Raw genomic sequence first — 18,168 nt, forward strand, 5'->3', positions numbered from 1 at the left:
ACTTCGCATGAATGCTCGTGATGCTGCCATCCGTCGGCTGGCCCCGGACGACACCAAGCCCGACGAGGTCTCTGCAGCCGAAGAGTTTGTCGCCTGGAGCGGCGCTTATCGGCCGCTAGAGACAGCGCTGGCGGCTCCGGGTACCGTGCCCAGCTTCCGAACGATCGCTCTGCAGAACGGACTTGATGACCTAGTGGCGGCGCTCGGTCAGTCCGCGCCGCCGACTGGTCTGTCCGGCGACACGCCACAGGAACGCCGTATGGCGTTCGCCCGGCAGCTTCGCACCGGACTGTTCCGGCGCGAGCCGACCGCGGTGCTTCAGCGGATGGTGCAGGACGACGAGATCTCCGTCGGTAATGCCGCTGAGCAGGCAGGTGTGGTGCGGGTGCTCGACAATCTGGGCGCCGGATTCGATCTGCGGCAGAACTCGCTCAACTCCGCTCTCCAGGCCCCGGATGCCCTGGACGGCGTCTCGGAGGACCAGCGGGCGGGCGTGATCGAAGGGCTCAAGACTCTACAGCGCGTGCAGGCGATCAGCCCCACGCCGGAAGCCTTAGCTGCGGTGATCGGCACGGGCAATCGGTCAGCCATGGCCGTGGCGATGACGCCGCGCGACCAGTTTCTCCGCCGGGTGGAGGGGCAGCTGGATCCGGCCGCGGCCGTTGTGACGCACGAGAATGCGGTACGGGTGCAGATCCGCAACGAGGACGCGCTCGCGGCGATGCGCCAGCAGATCACCGGCTCCGGGATTCAGCTGGCCGACGGCACGCTCTCTCAGCGCGAGCGGCTCGAGCGGGTGCAGACAGCAGCCGACACCACCGGGGCCACCCTCGACATCCAGGGCTTGTTCGGCGACCTGGACTTCTGCGAGTGCGACGACTGCCTGTCGGTCTACAGCCCGGCCGCATATTTTGTGGAGCTGCTGCAGTATCTGCGGAACAACAACCTGGATCCGGACCGGCCGGCGGTGCCGGGAATCGCCGGGACACCGCTGGAGAAGCTGCTGCGGCGCCGGCCCGATCTTGGCTGTCTCGAACTCACCTGCGCAAACACCAATGTGGTGCTGCCGTACGTCGACCTGGTCAATGAGATCATGGAGAGTTTCGTCGTCCACCTCGGCGACTACGCCAAGAACACGGACGATCCCAAGCAGGTCACGCTCGAGACGTTCAACGTGCGCACCGAGACCAGTGGCGAACTGCAGGCGCAGCCGCATCACGTCAACCAGGAGGCCTACTGCATCCTGAAGAGCGCGGTCTTCCCGATCGGGCTGCCCTACCACCAGCCGATCGACCGGATGCGGATCTGGCTGCGCGCGATGAAGACCACGCGGTTCGACGTGCTCGACCGGTTCCGCAGCGGGCCGCCGGACAGTGACACGAAGAACGCGGACCCGGACGACCTTCCGCAGATCCGGGAGATCTGGGCGGTCCTGCGGCAGCGCGCGGCGGATGCCGAGTTTCTCGGTCTTACCCAGGAGCAGTACGTCATCCTCACCGGCGAGGCGTTCCCGCCCAGGGCCTATCTCGAACTGTGCACGGGTGACACGATCAGCCCTCGGCAATACCGACGGCGGATCGGTGTCCGTCCGGTGCACGAGTACTACGGGTACGGATCGGCGGACGACATGCTGGACGCCGACGAGACCCGCCACCTGGGGCTCACGTTCGTGAAGGACCAGCTCCTGCCACGGACCGGCCTGACCTACGCCGAACTCGTCGAGATCCTGCGGACCCGGTTCGTCAACCCGATGATGCCGAGTGGGCCCGCGCAAAGGCTGACGCTGGCAATCCAGGCGAGCTACCGATTCCTGCAGACCCTGGTCGATACCGCAACCACCGATCCGAAGCGGCGTTTCGCCAAGCTCATCGAGTTCCTGGTCTCCCAGCAGGGTGTGGTGCCGGGGCTCTGGCGGCGGCTGAGCCAGGAAGGGCCCTGCGGGCCGACGGCCCCGGAGGACCGCCTCACCCGCGCGGAACTCACCGCCTGGGTGCACTGCTGGTTCGATCGACTCGGCCGGCTGATTGTGCTGGACTCCGGCGAGCGCCCCCGACTTCCGATCGCCGGAGACCTGTACGGACCCATCGGTATCGAGGATTGGGGCAAGTTCGGCCGCCTTGACCATGCCGGCTCCATCACCGACCTCGACGGCGCCCTCACCGGACGGGTGGACCCGGACGGGAAGGCGGTCCTCAGCACCGGGCAGGCGCTGAGCAACATAAAGATTTTCAGCCCCGAGGGTTTCGTGATCGGCGAGACCGATGGGAACGGCTTCCTGATCCGGCCCGCCTCGCCCCGGGAGGGGGCACCTGGTGAGACCGGGCCGGGCTCACGGATCCGCTGGCTGCCGCCGGCCGACTCCTGCGACCTGGACCCGGTGCGGCTGGCCCACCTGGACGGGTCCGCCGTCACCAAGGCGGAGTACGGACGGATCCAACGCTTCGCCAGGCTGTGGCGGGCACTGGGCTGGACCGTACCCGAAACCGACCAGGCGCTGGCCGGCCTGGGCGCCGACGGCGGCCCAGCCAAGGACGACCCGGACACCCCCGACGACGGCGGCCAGGACCCCGCCACGGCGTGGGACTTTGAGGAGGACTGCGGGTGCTCGACCGGCCCGTGCGACCGGCCCGACGACGGGTGCCCGCCGGTCGCCCGCCCGGCCTCGATCAGCCCGGATTTCCTGCACGAACTCACTTTCGTCAACCGGGTAATGGAGCGGACGGGCCTCGAACTCGACCGCGTGCTGGCGTTCTGGGACGACATCGGCACGGCCGGAGACGACTCGCTCTACGCCCGGGTCTTCCTGCGCCACAACGTGCTGGGCACCGACGACGTCTTCCGCCCCGACGCCAACGGCCAGGTCCTGGTCGGCGCCGGGCCGCTCACCGACCACCTCGCCGGCCTCCAGGCCGCGCTCGGTATGGCCGCGCAGGACGTCGCCGTCCTGCGCACGGAGCTGGGCCTGCCGGACGAGCTCACCGTCACGACGCTGTCCGCGCTGCTCCGCTACGCAGTACTGGGCCGTCGGCTCAGGCTCAAGGCAACAGACCTGGTCCGGCTCCGGGCAGTGTTGGGCGACCCCTTCGTCGACGCCCGGACGACCTGGGCCTTCCTCGAGGACTGGCAGCGAGCCGAGGACGCCGGGCTGTCACTGCGCCAACTCGACTTCGCACTCACCGGCCACGACGACGTCCGGCGCCCCCTGGCGCCCCCGAAGGTCGCGGTGCTCCGGCTGGCCAAGACTCTGTACGACGGGCTGACTGCAATCGATCAGCAGCACGCGGATCTGGGCGGTGACGACGAGGCGCTCGCGACGGTGGAGCGCGTCCGCACCGAGTGCAGCCTGCTGTTCGACGATCCGATCGTGAACCAGATCGTGGGCCTGCTGCAGGGCAGCTGGCCCTGGATCACGAACGCGCCCGCAGGCCTGGCCCTTCAGGTTCCGCAGGCGCTGGCGGGACGGGTCACGTACACATCACCGGCCGCGCAAGCAGGACAGCCGACGCCGTCCGCCACTTTGTCGGTGACCGGGATCCTCGACGACAACGACCGCGCCCTGGTACACGCGCTCTCCGCGCTGCCCGCGTGGCATGCCGCCCTGGACCGGCTCGCCGCACAGCCGAAGCGGTTCTTCGAGGCCACGATAGCGTCGCTGCTGCCGGATCCGGCTGCGCAACAGCAGTCGGCCGACGTCCTGCTGGCCGGCGACGTCTGGCCCGTGCCCGGCGCGGGCGAGCCGGCCCCCACCGAGCCGTCCAGCGCGGCAGGAAAGCGGCTGGCCTTCCTCCAAGCTCTGCTGCCGGAACTGCGCAGCCGCCTGGCGCACAAGCTCGTCGTGGACACCGTCGCCTTGGCCGCAGGTCTCGACGGGCCGGTGACTGACGTCCTGCTCTCCGCCGTGCTCAGCGCGGACGGCGAATCGGCGATGGCCGCTCTGCTGTCGCTAAGGGTCTCCGGTTCGGCCCAGCCCGGATTCAGCGGCTACCTGATCGTGCCCGCCACCGACGACTACGTCTTCGTGGCCTCGGAGTCCGACGCCGAACCGGCCGCCCTGTCGATCGACGGCGCCGCGCTGCCGCTGGACCGCCAGCAGCAGGACCCCAACAACGTGTGGCAGAGCGGGCCGGTCCGGCTGCGCTCCGGCTCCTTGATCCGCTTCGACACCCACGCCATCCCGCTGGCCAGGCTGGCATGGCGGACCACGGGCCGCCCCACGGCAGCGATCCCAGCGTCGGCCCTGCTCGCCGATCACGCGACAGCCGGGGTGGATAAGGTGCTCGTGAAGCTCTGGCGCGCGGCCGTGCTGGTGAACGCGCACCAACTCGATACCGAGGAGACGAGCTGGCTGGACCTGCACCAGCCGGACTTCGGCGGTTGGGACTTCGATGCCCCGGGCCTCGCCGGCTGGCGGCGGCTGGCTGCGTACGCCCGGCTGCGCAGCAGCATCTCGAGCAACGGCGCCGCCATGGTCGCCCTATTCCGCTGGGCTCGCGGAACGGCACCCGACCCGGCCCAGCTGGCCGACCGCATCGTGACGGCCACCGGCTGGGATCCGGCACAGGTCTCGGCGCTGCTCGCGCCGGTGGGGTTCGACGTCCGGGACCCGGCATCGTTCCGCGACGAAATCATGCTGACCCGGATGGCCCGTGCCCTGGAGGTCGTGGACGCCTGCAGGGCCGAGGTGCAGCAGCTGTTCGCCTGGGCCGACCCCGGGTCGCGGTTCTGGCCAGCGCATGCGTTGGCCTGCGGGATTGAGGCCGCCTACCGGGGCCGCTTCATCCAGGAGGACTGGGAGAAGGCGGTCGAGCCGCTGTACGACGAGCTGCGAGCGCATCAGCGCCGGGCCCTGGTCGACTACCTGGTCGCCCGGCCGGAGCTGCGCGAGTGGGGCGTACTGGACGCTGATAGCCTCTTCGAGTTCTTCCTCATCGACGTCGAGATGGGTACCTGTCGGGACACGTCGCGGATCAAGCAGGCGCTCTCCAGCGTCCAGACGTTCGTCCAACGGTGCCTGCTGGGCCTGGAGGCTGACCACGGGGTCGACGCCACGGTGCTGGACCGGGGTCGCTGGGGGTGGATGCAGAAGTACCGCGTCTGGGAGGCGAACCGAAAGGTGTTCGTCAACCCCGAGAGCTACCTGCGAGGCGAGCTGCGCGACGACACCTCGGAAATTTTCGACGCGCTGCAGGCGCAGCTTCTACAGAAGGACATCAACCAGGACACCATCGAGGCGGCGCTGCGGACCTACGTCGACGGCCTGGACGAGGTCGCCCGGCTCGAACCGGCCGGGCTCTTCGTCGATGCCGCCACCTCGAAGGTGCACCTGTTTGCCCGCACCCAGGCCGCGCCCCACCTGTTCCACTACCGAGTACTAGACACCGAGAACATCCGCTGGTACCCCTGGCAGCGGGTCCCGGTCGACGTGCCGAGCTACGACGTGATCCGGGGACAGGCGAATGTGAACGGCTGCTACCTCACTCCGGTCGTCTTCCAGGGCCGGCTGCTGATCTTCTTCCCGCAGTTCAACCGGAAGGCGGACCCGCCAGCCGCGGCGTCGGGGAACGACACCTTCAACGCCGTGGGCGACAAACCGGTGAGCGCTACCCAGAGCCTGCTGTCCTGGGAGATCAAACTCAACTACAGCGAGTTCCGCAACGGCAAATGGTCGCCCAAGCGGCTGTCCACCAGCGCGCTGTACTCGGACAAGGGCGCTGTGCTGCCCGACATCGGCTCGTACATCTTCGTGCCACGGATCACCAGCGACTCCGTGCTAATCGACGTCTATCACACGGGCAAGGTGGGGCGGTTCGAGTTCAGCGGTCATCACCTGGACGCGCGCGGCACCGCGGAGGACTGGGCCCCCCGTCCCGCGCTGACGTTCCACTGGGACAGCTCGAATGCGCTCCGGTCCATGCAGGCGCTGGAGACAGGAGGCCCGCTCCACACGGACCGGCCCTACGCACTGCGCGCTCTGCGTTCAGTGACTCTCGTATACTCGGGAGGTCCCGAGGATCACTTGGACGACGCGGACGTGCCGCCGCTGCTCGGCAGGCTGAACACGCGGGGCATTGAGGGGCTGTTCCAGTACTACCTCGACGTCGCACCGTTCGATGAGCGCTACGGCCAATACGAGCAGAACGCCGTCGCACTGTTCCACGAGCTGCGGTCACCGGTCTCCCTCTACACCTGGGAACTCGGCTTCCACGCACTCATGCTGCTGGCGCAGCGACTACTCAGCGCTCGGCAATTCGATGACGCGCTCCGCGTCATGCACTGGATCGTCAACCCGATGGCCAAGGACACCGCACAGGATCCGGTATGGCGCTTCCGCCCTCTGCGGCTGACCGAGATCGACCGAGACGCCCAGGACCTGTTCCTGCGACTGCAGCCGAACACACCGGACAAAGACATCAGCGAATGGCGCAACAATCCGTTCAACCCGCATGTCGTGGCCCGCGGCCGCATCTCGGCCTACAAGCGCTGGGCCGCCATGCAGTACGTGCGGATCTGGATCGAGTACGGCGACTACTACTTCCGGCAGAACACCCTGGAGACCATTCCGATGGCCATCCAGTGCTACGTGATGGCGTCACACCTCTACGGCCCGGCCGGCCAGGAGATCCCGAAGCGAGGGAAGACCGAGCCGGCCACGTACCGCTCACTGCTCGACAGGTGGGACGCGTTCAGCAATGCGCTCGTCGATCTGGAGCTCGCCTTCCCGTTCACGAACCAGCCCGACCTACCTGACCCCGCTGAACTTCCGGACGGCCAGACCATCATCGAGCCGCAACCGGCCAACCTGTTCGGGTCGGCGTCCAGTCTCTACTTCTGCATCCCGGCCAACCCCGAGATCCAGGCGCTGCGCGCAACGATCGACGACCGGCTGGCGAAGATCCGCGCGTGCCAGGACATCAACGGCGTCTACTCACCACTGCCTCTGTTCGAGGCACCGCTGGATCCGAACCTGCTGGTGGCAGCAGCAGCCGCGGGACTGAGCATCTCGAGCGTGCTCAACGATCTGGACACCCCGATCCCGGACTACCGGTTCGTGTACCTGATCCAGAAGGCCTTGGAGGCCTGCAGTGAGCTGAAATCGCTCGGCGCGGCGTTCCTCTCGGCGAAGGAGAAGGGCGATGCTGAGGAACTCCAGCATCTGCGGGCGGTTCACGAACACGCCATCAACGGCCTGGTCATGGAGGTTCGGACACGGCAACTGGAGGAGGCCACTGCGGCCCGCGACACACTGGCGGCCAGCAGGACGGCGGCCGTGTATCGGCTCACCCATCAGCTGAAGCTGCTCGGTGAGGATCTGTCGAAGCTGCCCAGCGAGACCACCGACTACGCCGAACTACCCGACCTCATCGAGGCACCAGTGGACGTCGGCGGGCTCAAGGTCAATTCGCTGGAGAAGCAGGAGCTGGACAAAGCCGCCGAGGCACGGGACCAGCAGACCGCGATCGGGCACATCGAGGCACTGGCCAGTGTGTTCCACGCGATTCCACTGGCGGCCGCTCATGGGACGCCGCTCGGCGTCGGCGCTGAGATCAGCTGGGGTGGTTCGAATCTCGGCAATCTCACCCAGGCCATCGCGCGCGAGCTGCAGGTCGCAGCCAATGGCACGTCGTTCGAGTCGACCAACGCTGGCCGCAAGGCGGCCCTGCATAGGCAGCTGCAGGAACGGGTCCAGCAGGCGAACATCGCCGGGCACGAGATCACCAACATCGACAAGCAGATGGTCGCACAGAGCATCCGGATCGACATCGCCAGCAAGGAGATCGCGAATCAGCAGGCTGCGATCGACAACTCGCAGGCCGTGCTGGACTTCCTGGAGAGCAAGTACAGCGGGCCAGCGCTCTACACCTGGGTATGCGGTCAGCTTAACGGCCTGGACTATCAGGGCTACACGCTCACCTACGAGCTGGCGAAGAAGGCCGAGAAACTGTTCCGGTACGAACGTGGCTACACCGGCCCGAGTTTCATCCAGTTCGGCTACTGGGATCCGGCCCGCGACGGGTTGCTGGCCGGGGAGAAGCTCTGGCAGGGCCTTAAGCAGTTGGAGTCGGCCTACCAGAACTCCCGCGGCCACGACTTCGAAATCACCAAATCGATCTCGCTGCGGCAACTCAGTCCCGCCGCCCTGATGACCCTGCGCGAGACGGGCGCCTGCGAGTTCTCGCTGCCGGAGGTCCTCTTCGACATGGACTACCCCGGTCACTACCAGCGCCGGATCAAGACTGTCGGCCTGAGCATTCCCTGCACGATCGGCCCGCACACAGGACTCAACGCCACCGTCAGGCTGGTCAAGCACCAGTACCGAGCCACACCGGAGGCGAGGAATGCGGGCAATTACCCGCAGAGCAGCGATGAGGACGATCCGCGCTTCGCTACCACCAACATTCCGCTCACGGCGGCAGCGTTCAGCTCGGCCGACTCCGAGAACGGATCCTTCGAACTCAATCTGAACAGTGAGCGATTCCTGTTCGGGGAGGGCGCCGGCGTGATCAGCTCCTGGCGGCTCGAACTCCCCCGGAACTTTCGTCAGTTCGATTACCGAACGATCACCGACGTCACCATACGCCTGCGGTACACAAGCCGAGACGGCGGCGACGCACTGCGCACAGCGGCGGAGGGCGCTCTGCTCGACTGGGTCAAGGATGTCGAGGACCTGAGCCAGAACGAAGGGCTCTTCACGGCTTTCGACGTGATGAACGAGTTCGCGGATTCCTGGCATGCCGGGATGCATCCACCGGCGGCTGCCACCGAGCGGGTCGTCGAGCTGCCCGACGTCGCGCGCACCCTGCCCTTCTTCACCCAGGGACGCGCCCCGGACAAGGTCGTGGCCAGCGACATCTACCTCTTCGTCCAAGGCGACCTCAGCGCGGACCAGATCACCGCCGTCCAGGGCGGCGTCGATGTCTCCTTCACCAACGGTGCGCCCGCCGGAGACGACCTCGCTGTCTTCGTGGCCCACGAGACCGGAGCGCCCGTGACGAGCCTGAAGTTGACCATCGCCGATCTCACGGCGAGCATCAGCCAGTTCTGGGTCGTCGAGCGCTTCACCCTCCTGTGATGGCCGGCCCACCCTTCCCCGGTGCAATCCCGGAGAACCCGGGTCAGCCGGGCACGCCTTCGCAGGGCCAGCCAAGTGGTCCATCCGGCGCCGACATCAGTTCCGGCAGCACCGCCGAGACCGGTACCGGAGCAGGCTCACAACCCGCGTTTCCAGCCATCAGCACGCCGAAGGGCGGCGGCGCGATCAAGGGGATCGGCGAGAAGTTCGGCACCAATTCCGTGACCGGCACGGCCTCGATGGGCATCCCAATCCCGTTGTCACCTGGGCGGTCGGGGTTCGGGCCATCGCTCTCTCTGGGCTACGACTCCGGCAACGGCGACGGCGTATGGGGATTCGGCTGGTCCCTGAACGCACCAGTCATCACGCGGAAGACGGACAAGGGTCTTCCGCGATACGCGGATGCGGACGAGTCGGATGTGTTCCTCATCTCCGGTGCTGAGGACCTCGTGCCGGTGCTGAACGCCGATGGCACTCGGCACGCAGACATCACCACCTTCCCGGGGTTCAGCGTTCACCGGTACCGCCCGCGGATTGAGGGGCTCTTCGCTCGGATCGAGCGTTGGGTGGACACGGCGACCGGTGAGACACACTGGCGTTCGATCAGCCGGGACAATGTGACCACGCTCTACGGCCGCACCCCAGAGAGCCGGCTCGAGGACGGAGCACGGACATTTCAGTGGCTGATATGCGAGAGCCACGACGACCGGGGCAATGCGATCGTCTACGAGTACGTGCCCGAAGACGAGCGCGGCATCGAGCCGCCACTGCCGGGCAGTACGGTCCGAGACCACGTCCGCATGCGTTATCTGAAGCGGATCTTCTACGGCAACCGCACCTCGCGTCTGGTCCAGGCCGATGCCGGCGACTGGATGTTCGAAGCCGTTCTCGACTACGCCGAAGGCCATCTCACCCATCGCCCGCCCGTCCCCGGAGTGCCGACGGACGAACAGCACCAGTACGCCGACGCCTCGGTCGATGCGTCCGGCACGTGGCCGGTGCGGCCCGATCCGTTCTCCAGCTACCGGGCAGGATTCGAGATCCGGACCCATCGCCGCTGCACCGCGGTGCTGATGTTCCACCGGATCCCGGAACTCGGCCGGGGCCCTTTCCTGGTCCGGTCGACCGAGTTCGACTACCGCGACCTCGCGGACGATGGTCAGGTGACGTCCGAGGACGAACTCGCCCATCAAGGGAGCACCCGCATCGCGTCGTTCCTGATGTCGGTCACCCAGTCCGGCTACATCCGCCAGCCCGACGGCCGGTACCTGCGCAGTTCCTTCCCACCGGTCGAGTTCACCTACAGCAAGCCGGTGATCGACCCGACCGTGCACACCCTGGACGACGAGAGCCTGCGCAACCTGCCAATCGGTCTGGACGGGGCGCTGTACCAGTGGGTCGACCTGGAAGGCGTGGGCCTGCCGGGTGCACTCAGCGCGCAGAACGGAACCTGGTACTGGAAGGCCAATCTCGGATCCGGCCGACTCGGCCCGACGACCCCACTGCGGGACACACCGGCCGCCGTCACGCCGGGAACCGGCCGCGGCCAACTGCTGGACCTACAGGGCGACGGACGGCTCGACGCCACAGTGCTGAACGGACCGGCGCCGGGTTTCAGCAGCCGTACCGACGACGGCAGCTGGACGCCGTGGCGCGCTGTGAGCGCCGTCCCCACAGTCCGGCCCGATGACCCGAACCTGCGGTTCGTCGACCTGACCGGCGACGGCCTGGCGGACATCCTGCTGACCGAGGCCGACGCCTTCACCTGGTACCCCTCGCTCGGCGAAGACGGCTTCGCCGCCGGGCAGCGCCTTGCGCAGCCGGACGACGCCGGTGCCGGGCCGCGGCTGGTCTTCGCCGATGGCGAGCAGGCGGTGTATCTGGCCGACATGTCCGGCGACGGCCTCGTCGACCTGGTGCGGATCCGCAACGGACAGGTCGTCTACTGGCCGAGCCTGGGGTACGGCCGGTTCGGGTCGCGCGTCATCCTGCGCAACTCGCCCTGGTTCGACCGCACGGAGGCCTTCGACCAGCGGCGGATCCGGCTCGCCGACATCGACGGCTCGAACGCGACGGATATCATCTACCTCGGCCGCGACGGCGTACGGCTCTATGTCAATGAATCCGGCAACCGGTTGACGGATCCGCTTCGCCTGCGGGGCTTTCCGCCGGTCAGTCAGTTCAGCGCGGTTCAGGTCGCTGATCTGCTTGGCAACGGCACGGCGTGCCTTGTGTGGTCTTCGCCTGCGCCCGCAGACACCCGGACGACGGTGCGGTACATCGACCTGATGGGCGGCATGAAGCCGCATCTCCTCGTCCGGTCGGTCAACAATCTCGGCAGCGAGACCGCGGTCGAGTACGCACCGTCCACCCGCTTCTACCTCGATGATCTGAAGGCCGGCCGGCCGTGGGCCACCCGACTGCCCTTCCCTGTGCACTGCGTCAGCAGGGTCGAGACCATCGACCGGATCAGCGGTAACCGGTTCGTCAGTCGATTCCGCTACGCCCACGGGTACTTCGACGGCTTGGAACGCGAGTTCCGTGGATTCGGCCGGGTCGAGCAGTCGGACACCGAGACCTACCCGGAGCTGGCCCAGGGCGCCGCGGCGACGAACGAGGACGAGGTCTCCCACGTGCCGCCGGCACGGACGGTGACCTGGTACCACACCGGGGTCTTCCGCCCGGGCGAACAGGTCTCGGCTCACCTCGCCGCTGAGTACTACCGTGAACCGGGGCTGACCGACGCCGAGGCGGCAGCGATGCTGCTGCCCGACACGGTGCTGCCGCCAGGGCTCGACACCGGTGCACGGCGCGAGGCATGCCGGGCGCTGAAGGGGTCCATGCTGCGCCAGGAGATCTACGCCGACGACGGCACACCGCAGTCCGTCCATCCGTACACGGTCACAGAGCAGTACGTGACGGTCCGGCTGCTGCAGGACCGCGGCCCGAACCGGCATGCCGTGTTCCTCACTCACCCTCTGGAGGCGATCTCCCGCCACTACGAACGCATTCCGCCGGATCCGCGCACCACTCACGCGTTCACGCTCGCGGTCGACGACTACGGGAACGTGGAACGGTCGGCCACTGTGGGATACGGGCGGCGCCAACCGGACCCGGCACTGGACCCGATCGATCAGACGGCGCAGGCGAAGACCTGGATCTCGGCGACCGATACCGCCTATACGAACGCTGTCGACGAGGCCGATCATTACCGCACGCCGGTTTCGTGCGAGTCGCGCACCCACGAGCTGACCGGCCTGAGGCTGCTGCCGGGGCGCGGCCGCTTCACCTTCGACGAAGTTCTGGAGGCGGCGTCCACGGCCGTTCCGCTGGACTACGAGCAGGAGGCTACCCCCGGCCGTCTGGAGAAGCGTCTGATCAAGCACGTGCGCACCTACTACCGACGCAACGACCTCAGCGGGTCTCTACCACAAGGGGTGATGCAGTCGCTGGCGCTGCCCTTCGAAAGCTACAAGCTCGCCTTCACGCCGGGCCTGGTCGCCGCGGTCTACGGCGGCCGCGTCCCCGACGCGGTGCTGGCGAACGAAGGCCGCTACGTGCACACCGGGGGCGACGCCAACTGGTGGATTCCGTCCGGGCAGGTCTTCTATTCCAGCGACCCGGGCGACACGCCCGTACAGGAGCTGGCGTACGCCCGGCAGCACTTCTTCCTACCACACCGCTACCGCGATCCATTCCATACCGATGCGGTCAGTACCGAGAGCTTCGTGGCCTACGATGCGTACGATCTCCTGATCGAAGAGACGCGCGACGCGCTGGACAACCGGGTCACCGCAGGCGAGCGAGACGCCGGTCCCGATCAGCGGCTCGTCCGTCGCGCGCAGGACTACCGCGTGCTGCAGCCCAAGCTGGTGATGGATGCCAACCGCAACCGGACAGCGGTCGCCTTCGACGCCCTCGGCATGGTCGTCGGCACCGCGGTCATGGGCAAGCCAACGCCGGCCGCGGTGGAGGGTGATGGTCTGGACGGGTTCGCCCCCGACCTCACCCACGCCGAGATCGACCAGTTCCTGGCCGATCCGAGGGGCCCGGTCGCGGCAACCCTGCTCGCCGGCGCCACCACCCGCGTGATCTATGACCTGACCGCGTACTGGCGCGAGCCCGATCCGGCCAAGAAGCCGCCCGCCGTCGCTGCCACCGTCGCCCGCGAGACCCACCTGAGCGACCTTCCGGCGGGTCAGCAGTCGAAGATCCAGGTCAGCCTCTCGTACTCCGACGGTTTCGGCCGGAAGATCCAGAAGAAGATCCAGGCCGAGTCAGGTCCCGTGCCTCGACGCGACGGCAGCGGCAGGATCATCCTGGGCCCGGACGGCCACCCCCTGACGACGCCGCACGATGTGAGCCCTCGTTGGGTGGGCAGCGACTGGACGGTCTTCAACAACAAGGGCAAGCCCGTCCGCCAGTACGAGCCGTTCTTCACCGACACCCACCGCTTCGAGTTCGACGTCAAGATCGGCGTGAGCCCCGTGCTCTTCTATGACCCGGTCGAACGAACGGTCGCGACCCTGCACCCCGAGCACACCTGGGACAAGGCCATCTTCGACGCCTGGCGACAGGAGACCTGGGACGTCAACGACACGGTCCTGATCGCCGACCCCAAGACCGATGCCGATGTGGCCGACTTCTTCGCCCGCTTACCGAACGCCGGCTACCTGCCGACCTGGCACGCGCTGCGCACCGATGCGGCCAATGCCGCAGCCTTTGCGGCGCGCTATCCGGACCCCACCGTTCGCGCGAACGAGACGCGTGCCGCCGAGAAGACGCGAGTTCATTCTGCGACGCCGACCATCGCCCAAACCGACCCGCTGGGCCGCACCTTCCTCACGGTTGCCTCCAACAAGGCCAAGTACAGTGACACGCCGACAACGGATCCGCCCGTCGAGCAATTCCACGCGACGCGAGTCTTCCTCGACATCGAAGGTAACCAGCGCGAGATCATCGACGCCAGAGATCGCGTCGTCATGCGCTACGCCTACGACATGCTCGGTAACCCGGTCCACCAAGCCAGCATGGAGGCCGGCGAGCGTTGGGTGCTGCACGATGTCGCGGGCAAGTCGCTCTACGCCTGGGATAGCCGCGACCGCCGCATGCGGATCGCCTACGACGCGCTGCGGCGGCCAACAGCTTCCTTGCTGAGCGAAGCCGGAGGCCCGGAGCTGGTCGTCGTGCGGAACATCTACGGCGAGGGACGCCCGCACCCGGAAGACGACAACCTGCGCGGCAAGGTGGCCGAGGTCGACGACCAGGCAGGCGTTGTCACGAGCGATCGCTTCGATTTCAAAGGCAATCTGCTGGAAAGCCGCCGCCGACTGGCTGTGGAGTACAGCGCGATTCTGGATTGGTCCGAGGCGCTGCCGCTGGAGCCGCAGACGTACACGGGCCACACCCGCTACGACGCCCTCAACCGTGTGACGCAGTCGATCGCGCCGCACAGTGATCAGCCGGGGGCGGAGATCAACGTCGTTCAGCACCGTTACAACGACGCCAATCTCCTGGAGCGGGTGGATGCCTGGCTCAACCAGGGTGCCGAGCCAGGCCATCTCCTCGATCCCGCCACAGCGGACGTGCACGCGGTCACGGACACCGACTACGACGCCAAGGGCCGGCGCGTGCGGATCGTCTACGGCAACGGCGCCACGACGACCTACAGCTACGACCTGCTGACCTTCCGCCTCACGCATCTGCTCACCCGCCGCGATGCCGCCACATTTCCGGGTGATTGCCCGCAGCCGCCACCGGCCGGCCAGCCAGGTTGCCAGGTGCAGAATCTTCACTACGCCTACGACGCGGCGGGCAACATCACCTCCATCCGCGACGAAGCGCAGCAGACAGTCTACTTCCGCAACACCCGCGTGGAGCCGAGCGCCGACTACACCTACGACGCCATCTACCGACTGATCGAGGCCACGGGGCGCGAGCACGTGGGGCAGGCGGACGCGCCGATCGCGTACTCCTACGACGACGCCCCACGCGTCGTTTTGCCGCACCCCAACGACGGCACCGCGATGGGGCACTACCTCGAGCGGTACGCCTACGACGTCGCGGGCAACGTCCTCTCGATGCAACACCGCGGCAGTGATCCGGCTCGATCCGGGTGGACGAGGACCTACGCCTACGATGAGACGAGTCAGCTCGAACCTGGGAAGCAGAGTAACCGCCTGACAAGTACCACGATCGGGGCGACGACAGAGACGTACAGCACCGGCGCCGATGGTTACGACGCCCACGGCAACATGCTTCGTATGCCGCACCTCGGCAGCGGCTCACCGGAACCGAACATGCGCTGGGACTACAGGGATCAGCTGCACGAGACGGATCTTGGTGGCGGCGGCACAGCCTATTACGTCTACGATGCCTCCGGCCAGCGCGTGCGCAAGGTTTGGGAGAAAACATCGAGCCTTGCCGAGGAGCGCATCTATCTCGGCGGGTTTGAGCTGTTTCGCAGGCGTGAGAACCTCGACGGCGAACAGACGTCGACGTTCGAGCGCGAGACGCTGCACGTGATGGACGACACCGGGCGCCTGGCGCTTGTCGAGACGCGCACGCTCGACCGCGTAGGAGACGACAAGGCGCCGAGGCGTCTCATCCGGTATCAGCTCGGCAACCACCTCGGCTCCACTAGTCTCGAGCTGGACGACCACGCGCTAATCATCTCCTACGAGGAATACGCACCGTACGGCTCCTCGACCTATCAAGCCGTGCGCAGCCAGACCGAAACGACGAAGCGGTATCGCTACACGGGGAAGGAGCGGGACGAGGAGAGCGGCTTCTACTATCACGGGGCGAGGTACTACCCGCCGTGGCTGGGACGCTGGACGAGCGCCGACCCGGATGGCATGGCCGACGGAGTGAATCTCTTCTCCTACGGCCGGAACAATCCGCTGACGTTCAGCGACCCGACCGGGACGACCTGCGATCCGACCCTGCAGTCGTGCATTGACCCGACGCAACCCACGGCGCGTGAAGAGGCGCTGCAGCAGTCGCTCCCGGAGAGTGAGCGCAACCTGCCGCCGCCCGGAGCCTCGGCGCCGTCCGGGTCCTTCGGTGTCGGTACCGGCCTGTCCGTGGCCGGCAACGTCCTGAGCTCGGCCGCGCCATTGGCCACGCCGGTTGAAGGAGTGCTGATCGGGACCTCACGATCTCAGATGCGCAGTGCAGCACAGGCGATCATCTCAAATGATCCGAACCATCTGTTGCGCTATCTGCTGGGCGAAAACGGCAAATTCAAACCGACGAGAGGCTTGTCGCACGCCGAACTGGCGGATGCACCCGACCTCGTACAGATGGGTCACATGGGCAGCGACAAACTCGGGGGCACCGAGCGATTGATGCTGCAGGATGCCTGGGAAAATCAATTCCAGAACCTGACCGTCGAGCATCCGCGGGTCGGTGCCGCTGTCGTGGATCAGCCTGCGGTCGATATTGGCGGGATCGCTGTGAGCCGGAGAACCGCGCAGACAGCGGAGATGGTCTGGGAAGCCTCCGGAGGACAGCTCGGACTGCCGCCTGGAACCACGACGGGGGCGCCGGTGATCTCGGATTTTGCTTCCATGTCATCGGGCGCGCGTTGGCTCACCGGAGCTGCGGGCGTCTTCAACATGGCCGGTGGCGGATTCATGCTCGCCAGCGTGGACACCGAGGGAGACCCCGGAATCGTCACCGCGGGGAAGATCACCAGTGGGACCGCCAGTCTCATAGGTGGAGGCCTGGAGATTGGTGGGGCAGCGTTCGGCGCGGCAGGCGTAGCAGAGATGGGCGCAGCCGCATCGGGCGTCGGGCTGATCATTGCCGCCCCCATCATGGTCTACGAGATGAGGCCACGAGGTTGGGTCGCCATCGACCCGGTATTGATGGAAAGGAACATGCAGCGATTCCGGAACGGAGAGAACGTCAATCAGTTCTGCGCGCAATGCCATGGACCAGGAGGCGCATTGGATCCGAACAACGACTGGAACGCAGGGGGATCCCGTCGCGCCGCATTCATTAACAGACTGCAGTGGAAAAATCTGGGAGATTAGCGTGCTTCAGAAAGTTTCCGCATACCCCTCGATGGGCGCGGTCAGTCGAACTGGGGTGCGGATCGGGTAGTCCCGACAGCAGCGGCGCATGAAGACACGGCTCCCCGGTAGCTCGGGACTGCAAAGCCAATCGAGCGCCCAGGAGACCCTGTTGTCGCAGTCTTTCCTGATCACGCCTGTCGCATCCGACTCTCGCACTTCTCTGTGCGCTGTCTCGCGCACCGGTTCGGAAGCGCCGCGGACCGGACGGACTGGACCTCGTGCTACGGCTTCCAGGGGTATTGTATGAAGCGGTTCCGTCCGGTTCACGCGCCCCGTGCGTGACGTCGTGTGATGTCCTGTTCTAGGGCCGGGAAGCAGTGCAGGCACGGCGCCGGTGATCATGTGGTTGTCGAGACCCATGAGAACCGAACGAGACCGTGCCTGCCCCTGCATCATCTCCCATCCCGGTCGTGCTGAAGCACCTGGCCCACGCTCCTTCTTCCGCACCCCTCATCGACGCAGCCGGTCTGCGTCCTTTCCTGGACGCGGTGCCCGACCCGCGGGACCGCAGGGGCCGCTTGTATCCGCTTTCCGCACTGCTGGCGGCGGCAGCGGCTGCTGTGCTGGCCGACGCCCGCTCCCTGGCTGCGATCGGTGAGTGGATCACGGACGCACCGCGCTGGGCCGTGGGCGCCCTCGGCTTCGCTCCGGATCTCCTGACCGGGCAGGTGGTGATCCCGCACCCGGCGACGGTGCGCCGTCTCCTCGCCCGTCTGGACGGCGACGCACTGGATGCCGCGATCGGCGCCTTCCTGCTCGCTGCTGTCGGCGATGGCGCACAGCGGAGAGGTCCTTGCCCAGGGCCAGGTCGCCGACAGCAGCAACAAAATCTCCTTCTTCGCTCCGCTGTTGAACAGCGTCGACCTCACCCATGCCGTGATCACGGCGGACGCCCTGCACACTCAGCACGGCCACGGCACCTACCTGCGCTCACGAGGAGCCCACTACATCGCCGTCGTGAAGAAGAACCACCTGTCCGCGTACTCTCCCGGTGTGGCCCTGGCAAGATTTCCGTAG

3 protein-coding genes and 1 pseudogene are annotated in these 18,168 nt (G+C 66.9%); all 4 read left to right on the plus strand.

Annotated elements, in window-relative coordinates:
* The first annotated feature begins 7 nt into the window (after nt 1-7).
* The 4 genes and pseudogenes from ACFV6E_RS20385 to ACFV6E_RS20400 all read left to right on the plus strand — a co-directional run bounded on the left by ACFV6E_RS20385 (nt 8) and on the right by ACFV6E_RS20400 (nt 18,168).
* Nucleotides 8-9,070: a neuraminidase-like domain-containing protein gene (locus ACFV6E_RS20385; protein ID WP_385463300.1), complete on the plus strand. Its 9,063-nt coding sequence runs from the start codon at nt 8-10 to the stop codon at nt 9,068-9,070.
* Nucleotides 9,070-17,109: a SpvB/TcaC N-terminal domain-containing protein gene (locus ACFV6E_RS20390; protein ID WP_385463303.1), complete on the plus strand. Its 8,040-nt coding sequence runs from the start codon at nt 9,070-9,072 to the stop codon at nt 17,107-17,109. Before ACFV6E_RS20385 ends, ACFV6E_RS20390 begins: the two co-directional genes overlap by 1 nt.
* Nucleotides 17,110-17,639: 530 nt before the next feature.
* Nucleotides 17,640-17,843 (plus strand): annotated as a pseudogene (locus tag ACFV6E_RS20395) (transposase family protein); the annotation flags it as partial.
* Between the two features lie 40 nt (nt 17,844-17,883).
* Nucleotides 17,884-18,168 carry a hypothetical protein gene (locus ACFV6E_RS20400; RefSeq protein WP_385463343.1) on the plus strand — a complete coding sequence of 95 codons (285 nt, stop codon included), beginning with the start codon at nt 17,884-17,886 and terminating at the stop codon, nt 18,166-18,168.

This window comes from Streptomyces sp. NPDC059785, from assembly GCF_042732375.1.
Classification (GTDB): domain Bacteria; phylum Actinomycetota; class Actinomycetes; order Streptomycetales; family Streptomycetaceae; genus Streptomyces.

Excerpts from the sequence above, each read along its gene's own strand:
- ACFV6E_RS20385 (WP_385463300.1), top strand. The coding sequence starts at position 8 with ATGAATGCTCGTGATGCTGCCATCCGTCGGCTGGCCCCGGACGACACC.
- ACFV6E_RS20390 (WP_385463303.1), top strand. The coding sequence starts at position 9,070 with ATGGCCGGCCCACCCTTCCCCGGTGCAATCCCGGAGAACCCGGGTCAG.
- ACFV6E_RS20400 (WP_385463343.1), top strand. The coding sequence starts at position 17,884 with ATGCCGCGATCGGCGCCTTCCTGCTCGCTGCTGTCGGCGATGGCGCAC.